12 protein-coding genes are annotated in these 16,810 nt (G+C 71.0%); 7 read left to right on the top strand and 5 right to left on the bottom strand.

Annotated features, from left to right (window positions below; genetic code table 11):
• Nucleotides 1-57 precede the first annotated feature (57 nt).
• The gene (locus JNL41_RS03105; protein WP_293472810.1) at nucleotides 58-1,575 is read left to right on the top strand and encodes a M20/M25/M40 family metallo-hydrolase; all 1,518 of its coding nucleotides are present in this window, start codon (nucleotides 58-60) and stop codon (nucleotides 1,573-1,575) included.
• Between the two features lie 58 nt (nucleotides 1,576-1,633).
• Here the strand turns inward: JNL41_RS03105 and JNL41_RS03100 are convergent, their stop codons facing one another.
• Nucleotides 1,634-2,815 (bottom strand): serine hydrolase domain-containing protein, encoded by a 1,182-nt coding sequence (locus JNL41_RS03100; protein WP_293472809.1) that lies wholly within the window; start codon nucleotides 2,813-2,815, stop codon nucleotides 1,634-1,636.
• 306 nt (nucleotides 2,816-3,121) lie between these two features.
• On the opposite strand from JNL41_RS03100, the gene JNL41_RS03095 reads away from it, so the two are divergent.
• Nucleotides 3,122-4,564 (top strand): DEAD/DEAH box helicase, encoded by a 1,443-nt coding sequence (locus JNL41_RS03095; protein WP_293472808.1) that lies wholly within the window; start codon nucleotides 3,122-3,124, stop codon nucleotides 4,562-4,564.
• Nucleotides 4,565-4,731: 167 nt separating this feature from the next.
• On the top strand, nucleotides 4,732-6,621 hold the full coding sequence (locus tag JNL41_RS03090; RefSeq protein ID WP_293472807.1) for a glycosyltransferase family 2 protein: 1,890 nt from the start codon (nucleotides 4,732-4,734) through the stop codon (nucleotides 6,619-6,621).
• Here JNL41_RS03090 and argJ read toward each other — a convergent pair.
• Together argJ and JNL41_RS03080 are read right to left on the bottom strand one after the other, a co-directional pair.
• Nucleotides 6,618-8,066 (bottom strand): bifunctional glutamate N-acetyltransferase/amino-acid acetyltransferase ArgJ, encoded by a 1,449-nt coding sequence (argJ, locus tag JNL41_RS03085; protein ID WP_293472806.1) that lies wholly within the window; start codon nucleotides 8,064-8,066, stop codon nucleotides 6,618-6,620. The genes JNL41_RS03090 and argJ overlap by 4 nt on opposite strands.
• Nucleotides 8,063-9,007, bottom strand: a complete 945-nt coding sequence (locus tag JNL41_RS03080) for a peptidyl-prolyl cis-trans isomerase (protein WP_293472805.1) — start codon at nucleotides 9,005-9,007, stop codon at nucleotides 8,063-8,065. Before JNL41_RS03080 ends, argJ begins: the two co-directional genes overlap by 4 nt.
• A 204-nt stretch (nucleotides 9,008-9,211) precedes the next feature.
• Here JNL41_RS03080 and JNL41_RS03075 point away from each other — a divergent pair, with 204 nt between their 5' ends.
• Entirely contained in the window at nucleotides 9,212-10,381 is a 1,170-nt protein-coding gene (locus JNL41_RS03075; protein WP_293472804.1) for an acetyl-CoA C-acyltransferase, read from the top strand.
• Between the two features lie 158 nt (nucleotides 10,382-10,539).
• Here JNL41_RS03075 and JNL41_RS03070 read toward each other — a convergent pair whose 3' ends face one another.
• Nucleotides 10,540-11,277, bottom strand: a complete 738-nt coding sequence (locus JNL41_RS03070) for an ankyrin repeat domain-containing protein (RefSeq protein WP_293472803.1) — start codon at nucleotides 11,275-11,277, stop codon at nucleotides 10,540-10,542.
• Between the two features lie 32 nt (nucleotides 11,278-11,309).
• Nucleotides 11,310-12,074, bottom strand: coding sequence for a class I SAM-dependent methyltransferase (locus JNL41_RS03065; RefSeq protein WP_293472802.1), 765 nt, complete (start codon nucleotides 12,072-12,074; stop codon nucleotides 11,310-11,312).
• Nucleotides 12,075-12,276: 202 nt separating this feature from the next.
• Between JNL41_RS03065 and JNL41_RS03060 the strand changes: the two genes are divergently transcribed.
• The 3 genes from JNL41_RS03060 to secA all read left to right on the top strand — a co-directional run.
• The gene (locus tag JNL41_RS03060; protein WP_293472801.1) at nucleotides 12,277-12,894 is read left to right on the top strand and encodes a hypothetical protein; all 618 of its coding nucleotides are present in this window, start codon (nucleotides 12,277-12,279) and stop codon (nucleotides 12,892-12,894) included.
• Nucleotides 12,891-14,021 carry a zinc-binding dehydrogenase gene (locus tag JNL41_RS03055; protein ID WP_293472800.1) on the top strand — a complete coding sequence of 377 codons (1,131 nt, stop codon included), beginning with the start codon at nucleotides 12,891-12,893 and terminating at the stop codon, nucleotides 14,019-14,021. Before JNL41_RS03060 ends, JNL41_RS03055 begins: the two co-directional genes overlap by 4 nt.
• Nucleotides 14,022-14,155: 134 nt before the next feature.
• A partial coding sequence (secA, locus tag JNL41_RS03050) for a preprotein translocase subunit SecA (protein ID WP_293472799.1) occupies nucleotides 14,156-16,810 on the top strand: 2,655 nt, incomplete at its 3' end.

Raw genomic sequence — 16,810 nt, 5'->3', positions numbered from 1 at the left:
GCCGCTACAACGGGCGTGAAGCTGAAGCGGGGTCCTTCGATGCGTGGCGTTCCGGGGATGGGTCTGGCGTCTGCCGTGCTGGTGGGGGCGCTGCTGGCGGGCGCGGCGCAGGCGGCGACGCCGGTGAAGGAGGTCCGCGCCTGGCGCGAGGCGAACGAGAAGGCGGTCGTCGCCGACTTCATCAAGATGCTCGCGATGCCGAACGTGGCGACCAACGTCGCCGACATCGAGAAGAACGCCGACTACCTCACCGGCCTCCTGAAGGCCCGCGGCTTCACCGCCGAGAAGCTCTACGCCGAGCCCGACACGCCGCCCTCGGTGTTCGGGGAGCTGAAGACCAAGGGCGCCCGGCGCACCGTCGTCTTCTACGCCCACTACGACGGCCAGCCGATCGCCCAGAAGGGCTGGCTGAACGATCCCTTCCAGCCGACCATGCGAACCGCGCTGCCCGAGGCGAAGGCGGTGGACTGGCAGGCGGGCGCCGGCCCGCTCGATCCGGAGTGGCGCCTCTTCGGCCGCTCGGCCGGCGACGACAAGGTCTCGGTGCAGGCGCTGCTCTCGGCGATGGACGCGCTGAAGGCCGCGGGCCGCAAGCCGTCGGTCAACATCAAGGTCCTGTGGGAAGGCGAGGAGGAGCAGGGCTCGCCGCACTTCGCCGCCCTGGTGAACCGGCACAGGGAGACGCTGAAGACCGACCTCATCATCATGGGCGACGGCCCGGTCCACCAGTCGGGCCGGCAGCAGCTCAACTTCGGCAACCGCGGGATCGTGGGCTTCAAGACCACCGTCTACGGCCCGATCCGCCCGCTGCACGACGGCCACTACGGCAGTTGGGCGCCCAGCCCGACGGTGATGATCGCGAACCTCGTCATGAGCCTGCGCGACGAGGACGGCCGCATCCTGGTCCCCGGCATCTACGACGACGTCCAGCCGGTGTCGCCGGCCGAGAAGGCGGCGCTGGCCGCCCTGCCCGACGTCGAGACCGGCCTGAAGCGGAACCTCGCCATCGGCCGCAACGTCGGCGGGCCGCGCCTGGTCGACGGCTACATGACCACCACGCTGAACGTGCGCGCGATCCACGGCGGCGACACCGGCCCCGACGCGGCCAACGCCATCGCCACCGAGGCCGACGCCTCGTTCGACATCCGCCTCGCCGCCGGCCAGACCCCCGAGCGCGTGAAGAAGGCCGTCGAGGCCCACCTCGCCGCCCAGGGCTGGACGCTGGTGCGCGAGACGCCCGACGCGGCGACCCGCGGCGCGCACCCCAGGGTGCTGAAGATCGAGTGGGACCAGGGCGGCTCGCGCGCCACCCGCAGCGCCGTGGACAGCCCGCCCGCCATGGCCGTCGCCGCCGCCATCGAGCGCACCGTGGGCTATCCGCCGATCAAGATCCCGACCGTGGGCGCGAGTTCGGGCATGGTGGAGGTCGTCGACGCGCTGCAGGCCCCGATGGTCGGCGTCTCCATCGCCAACTTCGACAACAACCAGCACGCCGTGAACGAGAACCTGAAGCTGGACGCGCTGTGGCGCGGCATCGAGATCTACGCGGCGCTGCTGTCGGACATGAGCTGGTGATCCGCTCATCCCCGCGCATGCGGGGACGAGCGGGGTGGGGTTGAGCCGAGCCAGAACTCTACGGCTGCTGCGGGGCGCCCCAGCCGTAGCTGGTGGCGAGCGCGCGCTGGATCTCCGCGATCAGGGCCGCCCCGTTGTCGCTGTTGGTCATGACCACAAAGCCTTCGCGGCGGCCGTCGAGGAAGGCCACGAACGTACACTTGAAGCCGACGTTCGAGCCCGAATGCTCCATGGCCAGCCGCCCGCCGCGGCGCGAGATGATCACGCCCAGGCCGTTCCCGTTCAGCACCGGCGTCGTCATCGCCTGGATCGAGGCGGGTTGCAGGAGCGCGCCCTTCCTGCCGTCCAGGCTCCGCTGCAAGGCCATCGCGAAGCGCGCGTAGTCGCCGGGCGTCGTCCAGAGGCCGGCCGCGGCGTACTCGGGATAGGTGTTCTGGCCGCCGGGGATCGGGTTGCCGGTGACGAAGTGGCCGCTGGCGGCCCCGGCCTTCAGCGCGGCGCCCAGGGGCTGCTGGAAGGTCGAGTGCGTCATGTCCGCGGGCCTCAGCACGAGCCGGTGCAGCAGGGCCGGGAACGGCTCGCCGGAGACGTCGGTCATGGCGAGCTGGGCCACCGTGTAGCCACCGCCGGAATAGCTCCACGCGCTCCCCGGCCTGGCCTGGGAGCGCACCGCGGGCGTGTTGGCGGGCCTGGCGCCGTTCAGCACCTGCACCGTCGTCGGCACGGCCTGGTCGGGCCGGTAGCCCGGGAAGCCGCTCACCGTCATGCCGGCCGTGTGGCTGAGCAGGCGCCGAAGCGTCACCTTCTCGACCGCCGTGAACTCGCTCGCCGGCACGCGCCACGAGGTCAGCCGCTCGTCGATGTCGCCGTCCAGCGAGAGGCGCCCGGCCTCGACCAGCCTGAGCGCGCCCGCCGCCGCCACCGCCTTGCTCATCGACGCCGCCTGGAAGCGCGTTTCGGGCGTCAGCGGCTGACGGGTCGCGGCGTCGGCCACGCCGTAGGTCTTCACCCAGCGGACCTTGCCGTCCTCGAAGAAGGCGATGCTGACACCCGGCACCTTCAGCGCCGCCATCCGGGCGCCCAGGGTCTCGAACTGCGCGCCCTCGACCGGGATGCGGCCCGGCAACAGCCGCGTCTCCAGGTCGCCGATGTGCGCACGGTCGACCTTCGACGGCGCCCCCGCAGACGCGGGCGCAGCCAGCGCCAGCGCCGCCAGCAGCGCGAGGACGACACGCTTCATTCGAACAGCCTCCGGTAGGAAACCCTGCGGCGGCGCCCGGATAAATGGAACCCCGGAAGGTGGTTAATCCGACCTTCCGGGTTGACTTTGGCGCGCAAAACCCCGATTTGCGGCTCGCGTCCCTCCCGGACGCTATCTGCGCTCCAGCCGCGTGGGGCCTCAGAATTGAGGCTCAGCCTGTCGAGCGCCGTGAGGTTTTCTCACCCGACGCGCCCATCACGCGGGGCGCTTCTCCAAAGACCGGCGCTGACGCGACCCTGGGAATGACCCTGAGGCCGCGCTTCCGCCTACGCGAAAGACCATCGTTTGACTCAATTCACCGACCTTGGCCTGGCCAAGCCGCTGCTCAAGGCGCTGGCCGACGAAGGCTACGTCAATCCGACCCCGATCCAGGCCCAGGCGATCCCGGGCGTGCTGGCGGGCAAGGACATCCTGGGCATCGCCCAGACCGGCACCGGCAAGACCGCAGCCTTCGCCCTGCCGATCCTCCACCGCCTCGCCGAAAACAAGAAGCCGGCCCCGCGCCGCAGCGCCCGCGTCCTCGTCCTGGCCCCCACCCGCGAACTCGCCACCCAGATCGGCGAGAGCTTCAAGGCCTACGGCAAGCACATGGGCGTCACCGTCGCCGTCGTCTTCGGCGGCGTGAAGTACGGCGGCCAGATGCGCGCGCTGGCCGGTGGCGTCGACGTGCTGGTGGCCACCCCCGGCCGCCTGCTCGACCACCTGGGCGAAAAGACCATGACGCTGGAAGGCGTCGAGACCTTCGTCCTGGACGAGGCCGACCAGATGCTGGACATGGGCTTCATCGTGCCGATCCGGAAGATCGTGAAGTTCCTGCCGCGCCAGCGCCAGAACCTGTTCTTCTCGGCCACCATGCCCGGCGAGATCGAGAAGCTCTCGGGCGAGATCCTGAACCCGAACCCGGTGAAGGTCGCGGTGACCCCGCAGGCCACCACCGTGGAACGGATCAACCAGCGGGTCCTGTTCGTCGAGCAGCAGCGCAAGCGCGCCCTGCTGGCCGAACTGTTCGACGACGGCGGCTTCAAGCGCGTGATCGTGTTCACCCGCACCAAGCGCGGCGCCGACCGCGTAGCCAAGGGCCTGGAGCAGGCCGGCGTCGAAGCCGTGTCGATCCACGGCGACAAGAGCCAGGGCCAGCGCGAGCGCGCCCTCGCCGCCTTCAAGGCCGGTGAGGTCCGCGCCCTGGTGGCCACCGACATCGCCGCGCGCGGCATCGACATCGACGCGGTCAGCCACGTCGTGCAGTTCGAGCTGCCGAACGTGCCGGAAGCCTACGTCCACCGGATCGGCCGCACGGCCCGCGCCGGCGCCGACGGCTCGGCCGTGGCCTTCTGCGCCGACGACGAGCGCAGCCTGCTGAAGGACATCGAGAAGGTGACCCGCCAGCGGATCCCCAGCTTCGACCGCCGCAACGACCGCCACCTGGGCGCGGCCACCGCGGCCATGCCCGATCCGGGCGGCCGTCCGGAACGCGCCGACACCCGCAGCGCCAACGCCAACCGCGGCGGCAACAAGCCGAAGCGCAACCGCAACCACGGGAATGGCGGCGGCGGCGGTCATCGCCACGAAGGCGCGCCCGTTCGCGCCGCCAGCGACAAGCCCGCCTTCAAGGGCCCGGGCCGCAGCGGCGGCGGTCGCGGCCGTGGCGGCGGCGCAGGCCGCAGCGGCGGCCACGGCGGCGGCGGCCGGTCTTCCGGCGGCTCGACCGGCGTCTGGTCGAACCGCTAGGGACGGCGCCGCAGGCGCGGGTTTCTCAACCACCAAGAGCACGAAGCTCACCAAGCCGTCGCGGCTGTCCGGGGCTCTTCGTGGTCTTGGTGATCTTGGTGGTGATCGAGAGACGCCGACGCGCGCATCTAGTGGATGGCCGCGAAGGCCGGTAACTCACGGCCACGATGTCTTTCCGCAGCACGACCGCCGCCGCGCTCCGCGTCGTCCGCCGCTGGCCGCCGGTCCACGCGGTGGTGCATGCGCTCGCCGTCGCGATGACGAAGACGCGCTGGGGCGAGCGCTTCGTGCGCAGCGTGGTGGGTCCCGAGGCGCAGACCGACGCCGAGTACCGCGCCTGGGTCGAGCGCTACGACACCCTCTCCGACGAAGACCGCGACGCCATCCGCGCGCATATCGACCGGCTGGCGGACCGGCCGCTGATCTCCGTCGTCATGACCTGCTGGCGCTCGGACCTGCGGCTGCTGGACGAGGCGATCGCGTCGGTCCGCGGCCAGCTCTACCCGCACTGGGAACTCTGCATCGCCGACGACGGCTCGCCGGGTGGGGCCGTCTGGGCCGCGCTCCAGGCCCACGCCGCCGCCGAGCCCCGCATCCGGATCGTCCGCCGCGACGCCAATGGCGGCATCGCGGCGGCCACCAACTCCGCGCTCGCGCTGGCGACCGGCGCGTTCGTCGCCTTCCTCGATCACGACGACCTGCTCAGCGAGCGCGCGCTCTACGAGGTGGCGGTTGAGCTGAACGCCCACCCCGACGCCGACATCGTCTTCTCCGACGAGGACAAGATCGACGCGCGCGGCGTCCGCTCGCAGCCCGCCCACAAGACCGACTGGAACGCCGAGCTGATGCTCAGCGTGAACGCCGTGAACCACCTCACCGTCATGCGCCGCGCGCTGGTCGAGGCGCTGGGCGGCGTGCGCGAGGCGTTCGACGGCGCCCAGGACCACGACCTCCTGCTGCGCGCGTCCGAGCGCACCGACCGCATCCGCCACATCCCCTGGGTGCTCTACCACTGGCGCTGGCAGGGCCGGCAGGGCTCCTACTCCCGCGCCCGCGCCGAGCAGTGCGCCGAGGCGTCGCGCCGCGCCGTGCAGGAGCACCTGGAGCGCACCGGGCAGGAGGCGAGCGTCGAGCGCTTGCCCGGGAGGCAGGGCTGGCTCCGCGTCCGACGCACCCTGCCCGTCCCGCGGCCGCCGGTCAGCATCGTCGTGCCCACCCGCGACCGCGCCGAACTCCTGGCGCACGTCGCCGACGGCGTGCTGAAGCACACCGACTACGCCCCGCTCGAACTCCTGATCGTCGACAACGGCAGCGAGGCGCCCGCCGCGCTGGCGCTGTTCGAGCGCCTGAAGGCCGACCCGCGCGTGCGGGTCCTGCCGGCGCCCGGGGCCTTCAACTTCGCGGCCCTCAACAACATCGCCGCCCGCGAGGCCAGGGGCGAAGTCCTGCTGCTGCTCAACAACGACATCGCCGTGCGGGAGCCCGGCTGGCTCGGCGAACTGGTCGCCCAGGCCGTTCGCCCGAACGTCGGCGCGGTCGGGGCCAAGCTCTACTACCCGGACGGCACGCTGCAGCACGCCGGCGTGGTGCTGGGCACCGGCGATGTCGCCGAGAGGGTCGCGGGCCACCTCTACGCCGGCGCGGCGGGCGACCACGTCGGCGCCCAGGGTCACCTCGTCCTCCCCCGCAACGTCTCCGCCGTCACCGCCGCGTGCCTGGCCATCCGCAAGGCCGTCTGGGACGAGGTCGGCGGCATGGACGAGGCCGGCCTGGCCGTCGCCTTCAACGACGTCGATCTCTGCCTGAAGGTTCGCGCCGCGGGCTACGACATCGTCTGGACGCCCTACGCCGAACTCGACCACCACGAGAGCGCCAGCCGCGGCTCGGACCTCGCCCCGGAAGCCGCCGCCCGCTTCGCGCGCGAGGTCGCCGTGATGCGCGAACGCTGGGGCCCCGTCCTCGACGCCGACCCCTTCTACGGCCCCGTCTTCGACAAGCGCTTCACCAACTACCGCCTGGGCGACCCGCCGGACCGCGTCGCGCCCTGGCGGCGCTAGCTGCGGTAATCCCCGTTGATCTCGACGTACCGCTTGGTGAGATCGCAGGTCCAGACGGTGGAGCTGGCGCGGCCGACGCCGACGTCGATGGACACCTCGAGCTCCTGGTTCTTCATGTAGGCGCTCATCTTCGCCTCGTCGTAGCCCTTGGCGATGAGGCCGTCCTGCGCCGCCCAGTGCGGGCCGAACTTCACGCTCATCTTGTCGCGGTCGACCGGCTCATCGGCCTTGCCCACGGCCATGACGATGCGGCCCCAGTTGGCGTCCTCGCCGGCGAAGGCGGTCTTCACCAGCGGGCTGTCGGCGACCGAGCGGGCGATCCTGCGGGCCGAGGCCACGCTTTCGGCGCCGGTGACCGTGATCTTGATGAACTTGGTCGCGCCCTCGCCGTCGCGGACCAACTGGTGCGCCAGGTCCAGCAGCACGCCCTCCAGCTTGTCGCGGAAGTCGGCCAGCCGGTGCTCGCCCGCGCGGCCGACCTTCGGCGCGCCCGAGGCGCCGGTGGCGAACAGCAGCAGCGTGTCGTTGGTCGAGCGGTCGCCGTCCACCGTGACGGCGTTGAAGGTGTTGCGCGTGTAGAGCGTCACCAGGGCCTGCAGCGCCCGGGGCGAGATCGCCGCGTCGGTGACCACGAACGCCAGCATGGTCGCCATGTCGGGCGCGATCATGCCCGAGCCCTTGCAGATACCGGCGATGCGGACCGTGACCCCGTCGATCTTCGCCTCGGCGTAGGCGCCCTTGGGGAAGGTGTCGGTGGTCATGATGGCGCGCGCCGCGCCGCCCCAGCCGTCGTCGGCGAGCTTGCCTTCGAGGTCGGGGAGCCGGGCCACGATCCTGGTGTCGTCCAGCAGCACGCCGATCACGCCGGTCGAGGCGGCCATCACGTCGCGCTGACGGCAGTCGAAGCGCTTGGCGACGCCCGCCGCCACCCGGCGCACGGCGTCGGCGCCCGGACGGCCGGTGAAGGAGTTGGCGCAGCCGGCGTTGACCACCAGCGCCTTCACGCCCTCGCCCTTGGTGGCTTCCAGGTGGCGCTTGCACCAGTCGACGGGCGCCGAGCCCACGCCGTGGCGGGTGAACACGCCGGCGCAGCTCGCGCCTTCGGGAAAGCTCATGACCAGCAGGTCGTCGCGCTCGTGCTTGTAGAACCCAGCGCGCCCGGTCGCCATGACGACGCCGCGGATCGGCTTCACCTTCGGGAACGGCACGGCCAGCGGCGAGACCGGCATGGCCGCCTTGTCGACCTTGACCGTCGTGGCGGCCGCCGCCTTGGGCGCATCGAACGCGTGCGCCAGCTTGTCGGCCCGGCGCAGCGCCGCGCGCTTGATCGCGCTGGCCAGCGGGTCGAAGGCGCGCTCCAGCGTCTGGCCGACCACCTCGACGGGCTTGGCGGCGGCCTTGGCCGCACGCCTGGGGGTCGCCGCGGGCTTGGGCTTACGGCTCATGAGCGGGCTCCCTTGGCGGCGGGCGTCTGAGGTTGGGCGGCGGGCGGCGCCTTGGGGGCGTCGGCGGGCGGGGTCGGCTTCTTGGCCCCGGCTTCCGGCTTGATCAAGGCCTCGACCTTGGCCTTTGCGCGCAACTTCTCCAGCAGGTCCCGGATCCGGTCGTAGGTCAGGAAGCGCACGATCTGCGGCCGCGCCGCGTCGAGCGGGATCGGCTGCTCCTCGCGCACGTCCTCCACGCGGACGAGGGCGAAGCCGCCCTCGACCGGGATCGGCCCGATCAACTGGCCCTTCTTCGCGTCCTTCAGCGCCGCCTCGTAGGCCTCGGGCATGATGTCGGTGGTGAAGTAGCCGAGGTCGCCGCCGTTGAAGCGCGTGGCCGCGTCGCGCGAACGCTCCATCGCCAGCGCCTCGAACGAGGCGCCGGTTCCGAGCAGCTTCCTGACCTGTTCGGCGTCGGCCGCGGTCGCCACCACGATCTGCCGCGCTCGGATCTCCTCCGAGCGGCGCGCGAGCTTCTGCTGTTCCTCGTAGAGCCCGCGGATGTTGGACTCGGTGACGGCGTCCGACACGGTCCGCTCCACCAGCATGTCGCCCAGCACCCGGTCGCGGGCGGCGTCGAGGCGGCGCTGGGCCAGCGGGTCCTTGTCCAGCTTGCGCCGGGTCGCCTCGGCGGCCAGCAGTTTCTGGTCGATCACCTCGTCCATCATCTGGCGGAACAGGTCCGACGACGGGTCCAGCGGCTCGCCCGCGCCGATCAGGCCCTGGGCGACGGCCTCGCGCTTCACGTCCGAGGTCCAGATGGTCCTGCCGTCCACCCTGGCCACCGCGCGGTCGCCGCGCTCGGGCGGGGCGCTGTCGCCGCCGTCGCGGCCGCACGCGGCGGTCGCCAGCGCCAGCGCCAGCGCGATACCGAGGCTGCGACAAGCGGTTGCGCGCGCCATCCCGTCTCCGCTCCATGCCTGTGGAAAGCCACGTCGGGCCGACCGTCCCCTAGAGCGCAGTCGGCGAAAGTGGAAGCCACTTTCGCGCCCCACTTCGCCTGAGGGCGCGCTGGCCATTTCCGCCCTGGGATGCAAAGGTTGCCGCCGACCGCCCGGAGGGCCGACCGGGGTCTCAAAAATCCGATCGTTGGGAGGACCCAATCTATGCGTGAAGCCGTCGTCGTATCCTATGCCCGCACGGGCCTCGCCAAGTCCGGCCGGGGCGGGTTCAACATGACCCCCACCGTCTCCATGGCCGCCCACGCCGTGCGCCATGCGGTGGCCAAGTCGGGCCTCGACCCGGCCGCCATCGAAGACGTGGTTATGGGCAACGTCGCCCACGGCGGCGGCAACGTCGCGCGCCAGGCCGGCCTGCTCGGCGGCCTGCCGATCACCACCTCGGGCGTGACCGTGAACCGCTTCTGCTCGTCGGGCCTGCAGACGATCGCCATGGCGGCGAACTACGTCCGCAACGACGGCGCCAACGCCGTGGTCGCCGGCGGCGTCGAGTCGATCTCGATGCCGAACATGGGCGTGGGCCGCGACAACAACGATCCCGAGCTGCTGAAGGTCGCGCCCGACATCTTCATGGCGATGATCGACACCGCCGACATCGTGGCCAAGCGTTACAACCTGAGCCGCGAGTATCAGGACGAGTATTCTCTGGAGAGCCAGCGGCGCATGGCCGCCGCCCAGCAGTCGAACAAGTTCGCCGACGAGATCGTCCCGATGAAGACCAAGATGAAGGTCGTCGACAAGGCCACCAAGGCCGAGTCCGTCGTCGACTACGTGGTCGACCGCGACGAGTGCAACCGGCCCGACACCACGGCCGAGGGCCTCGCCAAGCTCGAGCCGGTAAAGGGTGCGGGCAACTTCGTCACCGCCGGCAACGCCAGCCAGCTCAGCGACGGCGCCGCCGCCGTGGTGATCATGGAAGCCAAGGAAGCCGAGCGCCGCGGCCTCGAGCCCCTGGGCGTCTTCAAGGGCTGGGCCGTCGCCGGCTGCGAGCCCGACGAGATGGGCATCGGCCCGGTCTTCGCGATCCCGCGCCTGCTGGAACGCCACGGGCTGAAGGTCGACGACATCGACCTGTGGGAACTGAACGAGGCCTTCGCCTCGCAGTGCCTCTACAGCCGCGACAAGCTGGGCATCGACCCGGAGAAGTACAACGTCAACGGCGGCTCCATCGCCATCGGCCACCCCTTCGGCATGACCGGCGCGCGCCTTTCGGGCCACGTCCTGCAGGAAGGCAAGCGCCGCGGCGCCAAGAACGTCGTCGTCTCCATGTGCATCGGCGGCGGCATGGGCGGCGCCGGCCTGTTCGAAGTGTTCTGATCTGAGCGTCCTTACCTCCCCCGTCGCGGCAGCGACGGCGGGAGGGGGACCATCGGCCGAAGAGCCGATGGTGGAGGGGGCGAGCCACAGGCGCTGAGCCTGCGGTCGCCCCTTTTTCTAGGTGCGCGCCGCTTGCCCCCTCCACCACGCGCTCTTCGCTACGCTTGGCGCGCGATCCCCCTCCCGCCGCTACGCGGGGGAGGTAAGGAGGCGTCCGCGAGGGCCCGGTAGGCCGGGTCCTTCTTCCGCCTCAGGATATCCGCCGCCGTCCGCCCGTCGGGCCCCGGGATATCCGTCCGCGCGCCCAGCGCGATCAGCGCCGCCATCCGCTCGGGCGGGCTGTCCTTCTTCAGCATCATGTGCAGCGCCGTGCGGCCGTCGCCGCCCGCCGCGTTCGGGTCGCAGCCCTGGCGCACGAACTCCTCGGCCGCGTCGAAGCGGCTCCAGCCGATCGCCTCCAGCAGGATCGCCGGCCGCAGCGGCGCGCCGTGCCTGCGCAGCAGCCGGATCGCCTCGACGTCGTGGTTCCACGCGGCGGCGAACAGGCAGTGGTCGGGGTCGCAGCCGCGCTCCAGCAGCCAGCCCGCCAGCGGCAGGTTCCGGCCCCGCGAGATCGCGAACCACAGCGGCGTCGCGCGCCACGCGCCGTCCGGCCCCTCGGTGAAGGCCGCGTCGTCCATGTCGAGCCCGCGCGCGATCAGCCCTTCGGCCAGCGCGATGCTGGCGGCGGCCCCGGCGGCGTCGCCCTGCGCCGGCTGGGCGGCGATCAGGTGGAGCCAGGTGCGGCCCCGCTCGTCGCGCACGCCGAGCAGGTCGGGCTTCGCGTCGAGGTCGGCCAGCATCGCGGCCGTGTCGAACGCCTTCACCAGGTCCGTAAGCCGGGTCTTGGAGGCCATGGCGAGCATAGCGCCGCCATGGCCTCCCGCCGTCAAGCGAGCGCCTCGAAGGTCCAGACCCGGTCGGCGGCCCGCGGTCCGCGGCGGCGGTCGTAGCCGCCGCAGGCCGTGACGCCCGAGAACCCCGCCGCCTCCAGGGCCAGCCGGAACTCGTCCAGGCCCCAGTAGCGCTGGGCCATGACGTCGATCTGGCTCTCGACCAGGGTCCCGTCCCGCCAGCGTTCGTAGCGGTAGGTGGTCTCGGCGCGCTGGCGCAGCCAGTCGGTCGCGGTGCGGATCCCCTCGCAGGTCAGGAGGTCGCCGCTCGGGGCCGTCCAGCGCCGGCGGTCGGGCTGGCCGCCCGCCAGGAAGTTCAGGCCCTGCAGGTCGATCACCAGCACCCCGCCTGGCTCCAGGTGCTCCCGGAAGCGCCGGAGCGTCGCCAGCGCCGCCGCGAAGTCGTCGATCAGCGTGAACGAGCCCACCGGGATCAGGATGGCCCCGAACCTCCGATCGTAGGCGAAGTCGTCGTAGCGGGCCTTTGCGAGGTCCGCCGCGAAGCCCGCCTCCGCGCAACGGTCCCGCGCCCGGGCCAGCATCTCCGGCGACGGGTCGAAGCCGGCGATGTCCAGCCCCGCCTGGAGGAACGGGAGCAGCGTCCGCCCCGAGCCGCAGGCCGGCTCCAGGATGGGGCGCGCAAAGCCCTGGAACCGCTCCAGGTGGAAGGCGGTGTCGGGCAGCGCGAAGCAGGGTTTGTCGATGTCGTAGATCTCGGCCGCTATGGCGCCGTAGCGGTTGGTCACCGTGTCGGTGGGCATGAAAAGCCTCGGGAAAACAGGAAGACGTCCGCGCCGTCGGCGGGCGCGGGGCTCAGAGGCCGGCGATGTCTCGCGGCGCTTATGTCGGAGCTAGGCCTTCATAGTGGGGCGAGCGTAGGACGACCCGCTCGGCCAAGTCCACAACGCCGTTGTACAGGAACCGGAACTATGCTTCCGTTCTGAAAAATCCCGGGAGGCGACGATGCGGCCGGCATGGGTCCTTGCGACGAGCATTCTGGCGCTGGGCGCAGCGCAGCCGGCGGCGGCGCAGGCGAAGAAGCCCGCCACCGCTCCGGCGAAGATGGTGATGGCGAGCGACATCCCGGTGTCGCACACCCCGCCCGGCCCGCGCGGCTACGGCCGCACCTTCCCGCCACCGGTGCTCGCGACCTGCACAGAGCCGCTGGTGGCCGGCGCGCCCGACCTGCGCGGCATCTGGAAGGTGCTGGAGCACAACGGCGCGAAGCCTGACGCCTCGTCGCGCTTCTCCACCTACGTCGAGCGCATCGAGCAGTGCGGCGACCGCATCGTGGACATGGGCGGCGGCACGGTCGCCGACGCCCGCGCCGACGGCAGCGACGAGAACGCCGTCCACGACGTCTCGGTCCGCGACTTCAAGAGCCCGATCTTCGCGGTGGCTTCCTACGAGAACAAGGTTTTCTTCCTGCGGCCCAAGGGCACGGACCGCGAGGTGCGCCGCTGGCTCGACGACAAGGGCCGGATGCACTGGACGCGGCCGGACTACGGCCACCTGATCCTGGAGCGCATCGGCGGGCCGAACGACCCCTACACCCGCGCCCCGCACCCGAGCGACCCGTGAGCGCGGACCTTCGCGCGGCGGGGCTGGAACTCCGCTCGCTGATCCGCGCCGACGGCGTGCTGGAACTCTCGTTGATCGAGGGTCCCGTCCGGCCGCCCGGCGACGGCGAGGTCGTGGTCCGCATGGAGGCCGCGCCCGTGAACCCCGGCGACCTGGGCATCCTGCTGGGTCCCGCCGACCTCTCGACGCTCAGCGCCCGGGACGGCGTCACCATCGCCACGATCCCGCCGGCGCTGATGCCCGGCGTGGCCGGTCGCATCGGCCAGTCGATGCCGACCGGCGTCGAGGGCGCGGGCGTGGTCGTCGCGGCGGGCTCCGACCCGGCCGCCCGGGCGCTCGTGGGCCGCACCGTCTCGGTGTTCGGCGGCGGCATGTACGTCCAGCACCGCACCCTGCCGGCCGCCATGGTCCTGCCCCTGCCGCCGGGGACCGATCCCACCGACGGCGCGGCGGCCTTCGCCAATCCGATGACGGCGCTCGGCATGGTCGAGACCCTGCGGATGGAGGGCCATACCGCGCTGGTCCACACCGCCGCCGCCTCCAACCTGGGCCAGATGCTGGTGCGCGTGTGCCGCACCGACGGCGTCGGCCTGGTCAACATCGTGCGCAGCCCCGAACAGGCGAAGATGCTGCGCGACCTCGGCGCCGGGCACGTGGCCGACACCAGCGCGCCCAGCTTCATGACCGACCTCGTGGCGGCCGTGACCGCCACCGACGCGACCCTCGCCTTCGACGCGGTGGGCGGCGGCCCGCTGGCCAGCCAGATTCTCTCGGCCATGGAGCAGGCGCAGGCCGCCAAGGGCGGCGCCTACAGCCGCTACGGCTCCTCGACCCACAAGCAGGTCTACCTCTACGGCGGTCTCGACCCCGGCCCGACCGAACTCGCGCGCAGCTACGGGATGGCCTGGGGCGTCGGCGGCTGGATCCTGACCGGCTTCATCGGCAAGGCCGGGATGCCGCGCGTCCAGGAGTTGCGCGCCCGCATCGCCGCGGAGATCACCACCACCTTCCGCAGCACCTATGCCGCCGAGGTCTCGCTCCGCGAGATGCTGGACCCCGACACGATCCGCGCCTTCAGCAGGAAGAGCACCGGCGGCAAGTTCCTGGTTCGCCCTTCGCGGACCTAGGCCGCACGGACCTCGCGCCGCAGGGGCGCTGCGTTGACTTGACGAGGGGCAGTCCTTAAGTCAGCCACGCCCCGAAAGTGCGCACTTTTTGAAGGCGGGCGAAGGGCCCATCGCCGCCTCACGGACACTTCCCTTTGAGCATCTTCCAACGGTTCTTCGGCTCCTCCAACGACCGCAAGGTCAAGAACTTCACCGCGCGGGCGGCCAAGATCGGCACGCTCGAGGCGCAGATGCAGGCGCTCACCGACGAGCAGCTCCGCGGCAAGACCGAAGAGTTCAAGGCGCGCCTCGCCAAGGGCGAGACCCTCGACCAGATCCTCGAGGAGGCCTTCGCGGTCGTCCGCGAGGCCGCCAAGCGTGTGCTGGGCCAGCGCCACTACGACGTCCAGCTCGTCGGCGGCATGATCCTGCACCAGGGCGGCATCGCCGAGATGCGGACGGGCGAGGGCAAGACGCTGGTCGCCACGGGGCCGGTCTACCTGAACGCGCTCGCCGGCAAGGGCGTCCACGTCATCACCGTCAACGACTACCTCGCCCAGCGCGACAGCGAGTGGATGGGTCAGGTCTACCGCTTCCTCGGCCTCACGGTCGGCGTGATCGTCCACGGCCTCAGTCAGGGCCAGCGGCAGGACGCCTACAAGAGCGACATCACCTACGGCACGAACAACGAGTTCGGCTTCGACTACCTGCGCGACAACCTGGTCTACGACGCCGGCGAGATGGTGCAGCGCGGCCACAACTTCGCGATCGTCGACGAAGTGGACTCGATCCTGATCGACGAGGCGCGCACGCCGCTCATCATCTCGGGCCCGACCGACGACAAGTCCGATTTCTACCGGACCATCGACCTGCTGGTGAAGGACCTGATCCTCGACAAGGAAACCTACGAGTACGACGAAAAGCAGCGTCAGGTGATGCTGACCGAGCACGGCTCGGAGAAGGTCGAAGAGATGGTGGCCGCCGCCGGCCACCTGGCCGAGGACTCGGCCGGTCTCTACGACCCGGCGAACATCTCGGTGGTCCACCACATCAACCAGGCGCTGCGCGCCAACGTGATCTACGTGCGCGACAAGGACTACATCGTCCGCGCCGGCGAAGTGATCCTGATCGACGAGTTCACCGGCCGCATGATGCACGGCCGCCGCCTGTCGGAAGGCCTGCACCAGGCCATCGAGGCCAAGGAAGGCGCCGTCGTCCAGCCCGAGAACCAGACCCTGGCCTCGGTGACGATCCAGAACTACTTCCGCCTCTACGCCAAGCTCTCGGGCATGACCGGCACGGCCGCGACCGAGGCCCAGGAGTTCATCGACATCTACAAGATGGACGTCGCCGAGATCCCGACGAACCGGCCGGTGGCCCGGATCGACGACGACGACGAGGTCTACCGGACGGCGGGCGAGAAGAACCAGGCGATCATCCAGCAGATCGTCGAGTGCCACACCCGCGGCCAGCCGATCCTGGTCGGCACCGTCACCATCGAGAAGTCCGAGCAGCTCAGCGAACTCCTGAAGGCGCACAGCTTCGAGAAGGACGGCAAGACCGTCCGCGGCATCCCGCACAACGTGCTGAACGCCCGCTTCCACGAGCAGGAAGCCGGCATCGTCGCCGACGCGGGCGTGCCCGGCGCGGTGACCATCGCCACCAACATGGCCGGCCGCGGCACCGACATCCAGCTCGGCGGCAACGTCGACATGCGCCTGGCCAAGTGGCGCGAGGACCAGCGCGACGCGGGCGTCGAGGTGACCCCCGAGCAGTCGCTGGCGCACAAGGCCGAGATCGAAGCCGACATCAAGGACCTGAAGCAGCAGGCGCTGGACGCCGGCGGCCTCTTCGTCCTGGGCACCGAGCGCCACGAGAGCCGCCGGATCGACAACCAGCTCCGCGGCCGGACCGGCCGCCAGGGCGACCCCGGCCACTCGAAGTTCTTCCTCTCGTGCGAGGACGACCTGCTGCGCATCTTCGCCGGCGAGCGTCTCGACACGATCATGCGGACCTTCGGCGTGCAGGAAGGCGAGGCCATCACCCACAAGTGGCTGAACAGCGCCATCGCCACCGCCCAGAAGCGCGTCGAGCAGCGCAACTACGAGATCCGCAAGAACCTGCTGAAGTACGACGACGTCATCAACGACCAGCGCAAGGCCGTGTTCGAGCAGCGCCAGGAGTTCATGGAGGCGACCGACCTCCAGGAGATCATCGGCGAGTTCCGGCAGGACACGATCAACGACCTGGTGACCCGCCACCTGCCGCCCAAGGTCTACGCCGAGCAGTGGGACGTCGAGGGTCTCGACGCCCACATCCAGCAGTTCCTCGGCCTGCAGCTCCCGATCGCCCAATGGGCGGCCGAGGAGGGCATCGCCAACGAGGAGATCGAGGCCCGCATCCAGAAGGCCGCCGACGCCCGCGCCGCCGAGCGCAACACGATGGTCGGCGAGCACATGCGCAACGTCGAGAAGAGCTTCCTGCTGCAGACCATCGACCTGCAATGGCGCGAGCACCTGATGCACATCGACCACCTGCGCACGGTGATCGGCCTCAGGGGCTACGGCCAGCGCGACCCGTTGAACGAGTTCAAGACCGAGGCCTTCTCGTTGTTCGAGAAGCTCCTGGTGGACCTGCGCCAGAACGTGACCCGCTGGCTGATGACGGTGGAGTTCCAGTTCGAGGAGCCCCCGCCGCCGCCCAGCGCGCAGCCGACGTTCGAGGTGCATCTCGACCCGCTGACCGGCGAGAACGAGGCCGAGCGCGGCTGGGTCCCCGACGGGGTGGCGGCCGAACAGCGCCAGGCGCTT

This window comes from Phenylobacterium sp. (assembly GCF_016793285.1).
Classification (GTDB): domain Bacteria; phylum Pseudomonadota; class Alphaproteobacteria; order Caulobacterales; family Caulobacteraceae; genus Phenylobacterium.
The sequence above is the reverse complement of the archived record's forward strand: the minus strand, read 5'-3'. Positions and strand labels throughout refer to the sequence as shown.

Bases quoted from the DNA above. Each gene is read 5' to 3' on its own strand.
- JNL41_RS03105 (WP_293472810.1), top strand. From the start codon at position 58: ATGGGTCTGGCGTCTGCCGTGCTGGTGGGGGCGCTGCTGGCGGGCGCG.
- JNL41_RS03100 (WP_293472809.1), bottom strand. From the start codon at position 2,815: ATGAAGCGTGTCGTCCTCGCGCTGCTGGCGGCGCTGGCGCTGGCTGCG.
- JNL41_RS03090 (WP_293472807.1), top strand. From the start codon at position 4,732: ATGTCTTTCCGCAGCACGACCGCCGCCGCGCTCCGCGTCGTCCGCCGC.
- argJ (WP_293472806.1), bottom strand. From the start codon at position 8,066: ATGAGCCGTAAGCCCAAGCCCGCGGCGACCCCCAGGCGTGCGGCCAAG.
- JNL41_RS03080 (WP_293472805.1), bottom strand. From the start codon at position 9,007: ATGGCGCGCGCAACCGCTTGTCGCAGCCTCGGTATCGCGCTGGCGCTG.
- JNL41_RS03075 (WP_293472804.1), top strand. From the start codon at position 9,212: ATGCGTGAAGCCGTCGTCGTATCCTATGCCCGCACGGGCCTCGCCAAG.
- JNL41_RS03070 (WP_293472803.1), bottom strand. From the start codon at position 11,277: ATGGCCTCCAAGACCCGGCTTACGGACCTGGTGAAGGCGTTCGACACG.
- JNL41_RS03065 (WP_293472802.1), bottom strand. From the start codon at position 12,074: ATGCCCACCGACACGGTGACCAACCGCTACGGCGCCATAGCGGCCGAG.
- JNL41_RS03060 (WP_293472801.1), top strand. From the start codon at position 12,277: ATGCGGCCGGCATGGGTCCTTGCGACGAGCATTCTGGCGCTGGGCGCA.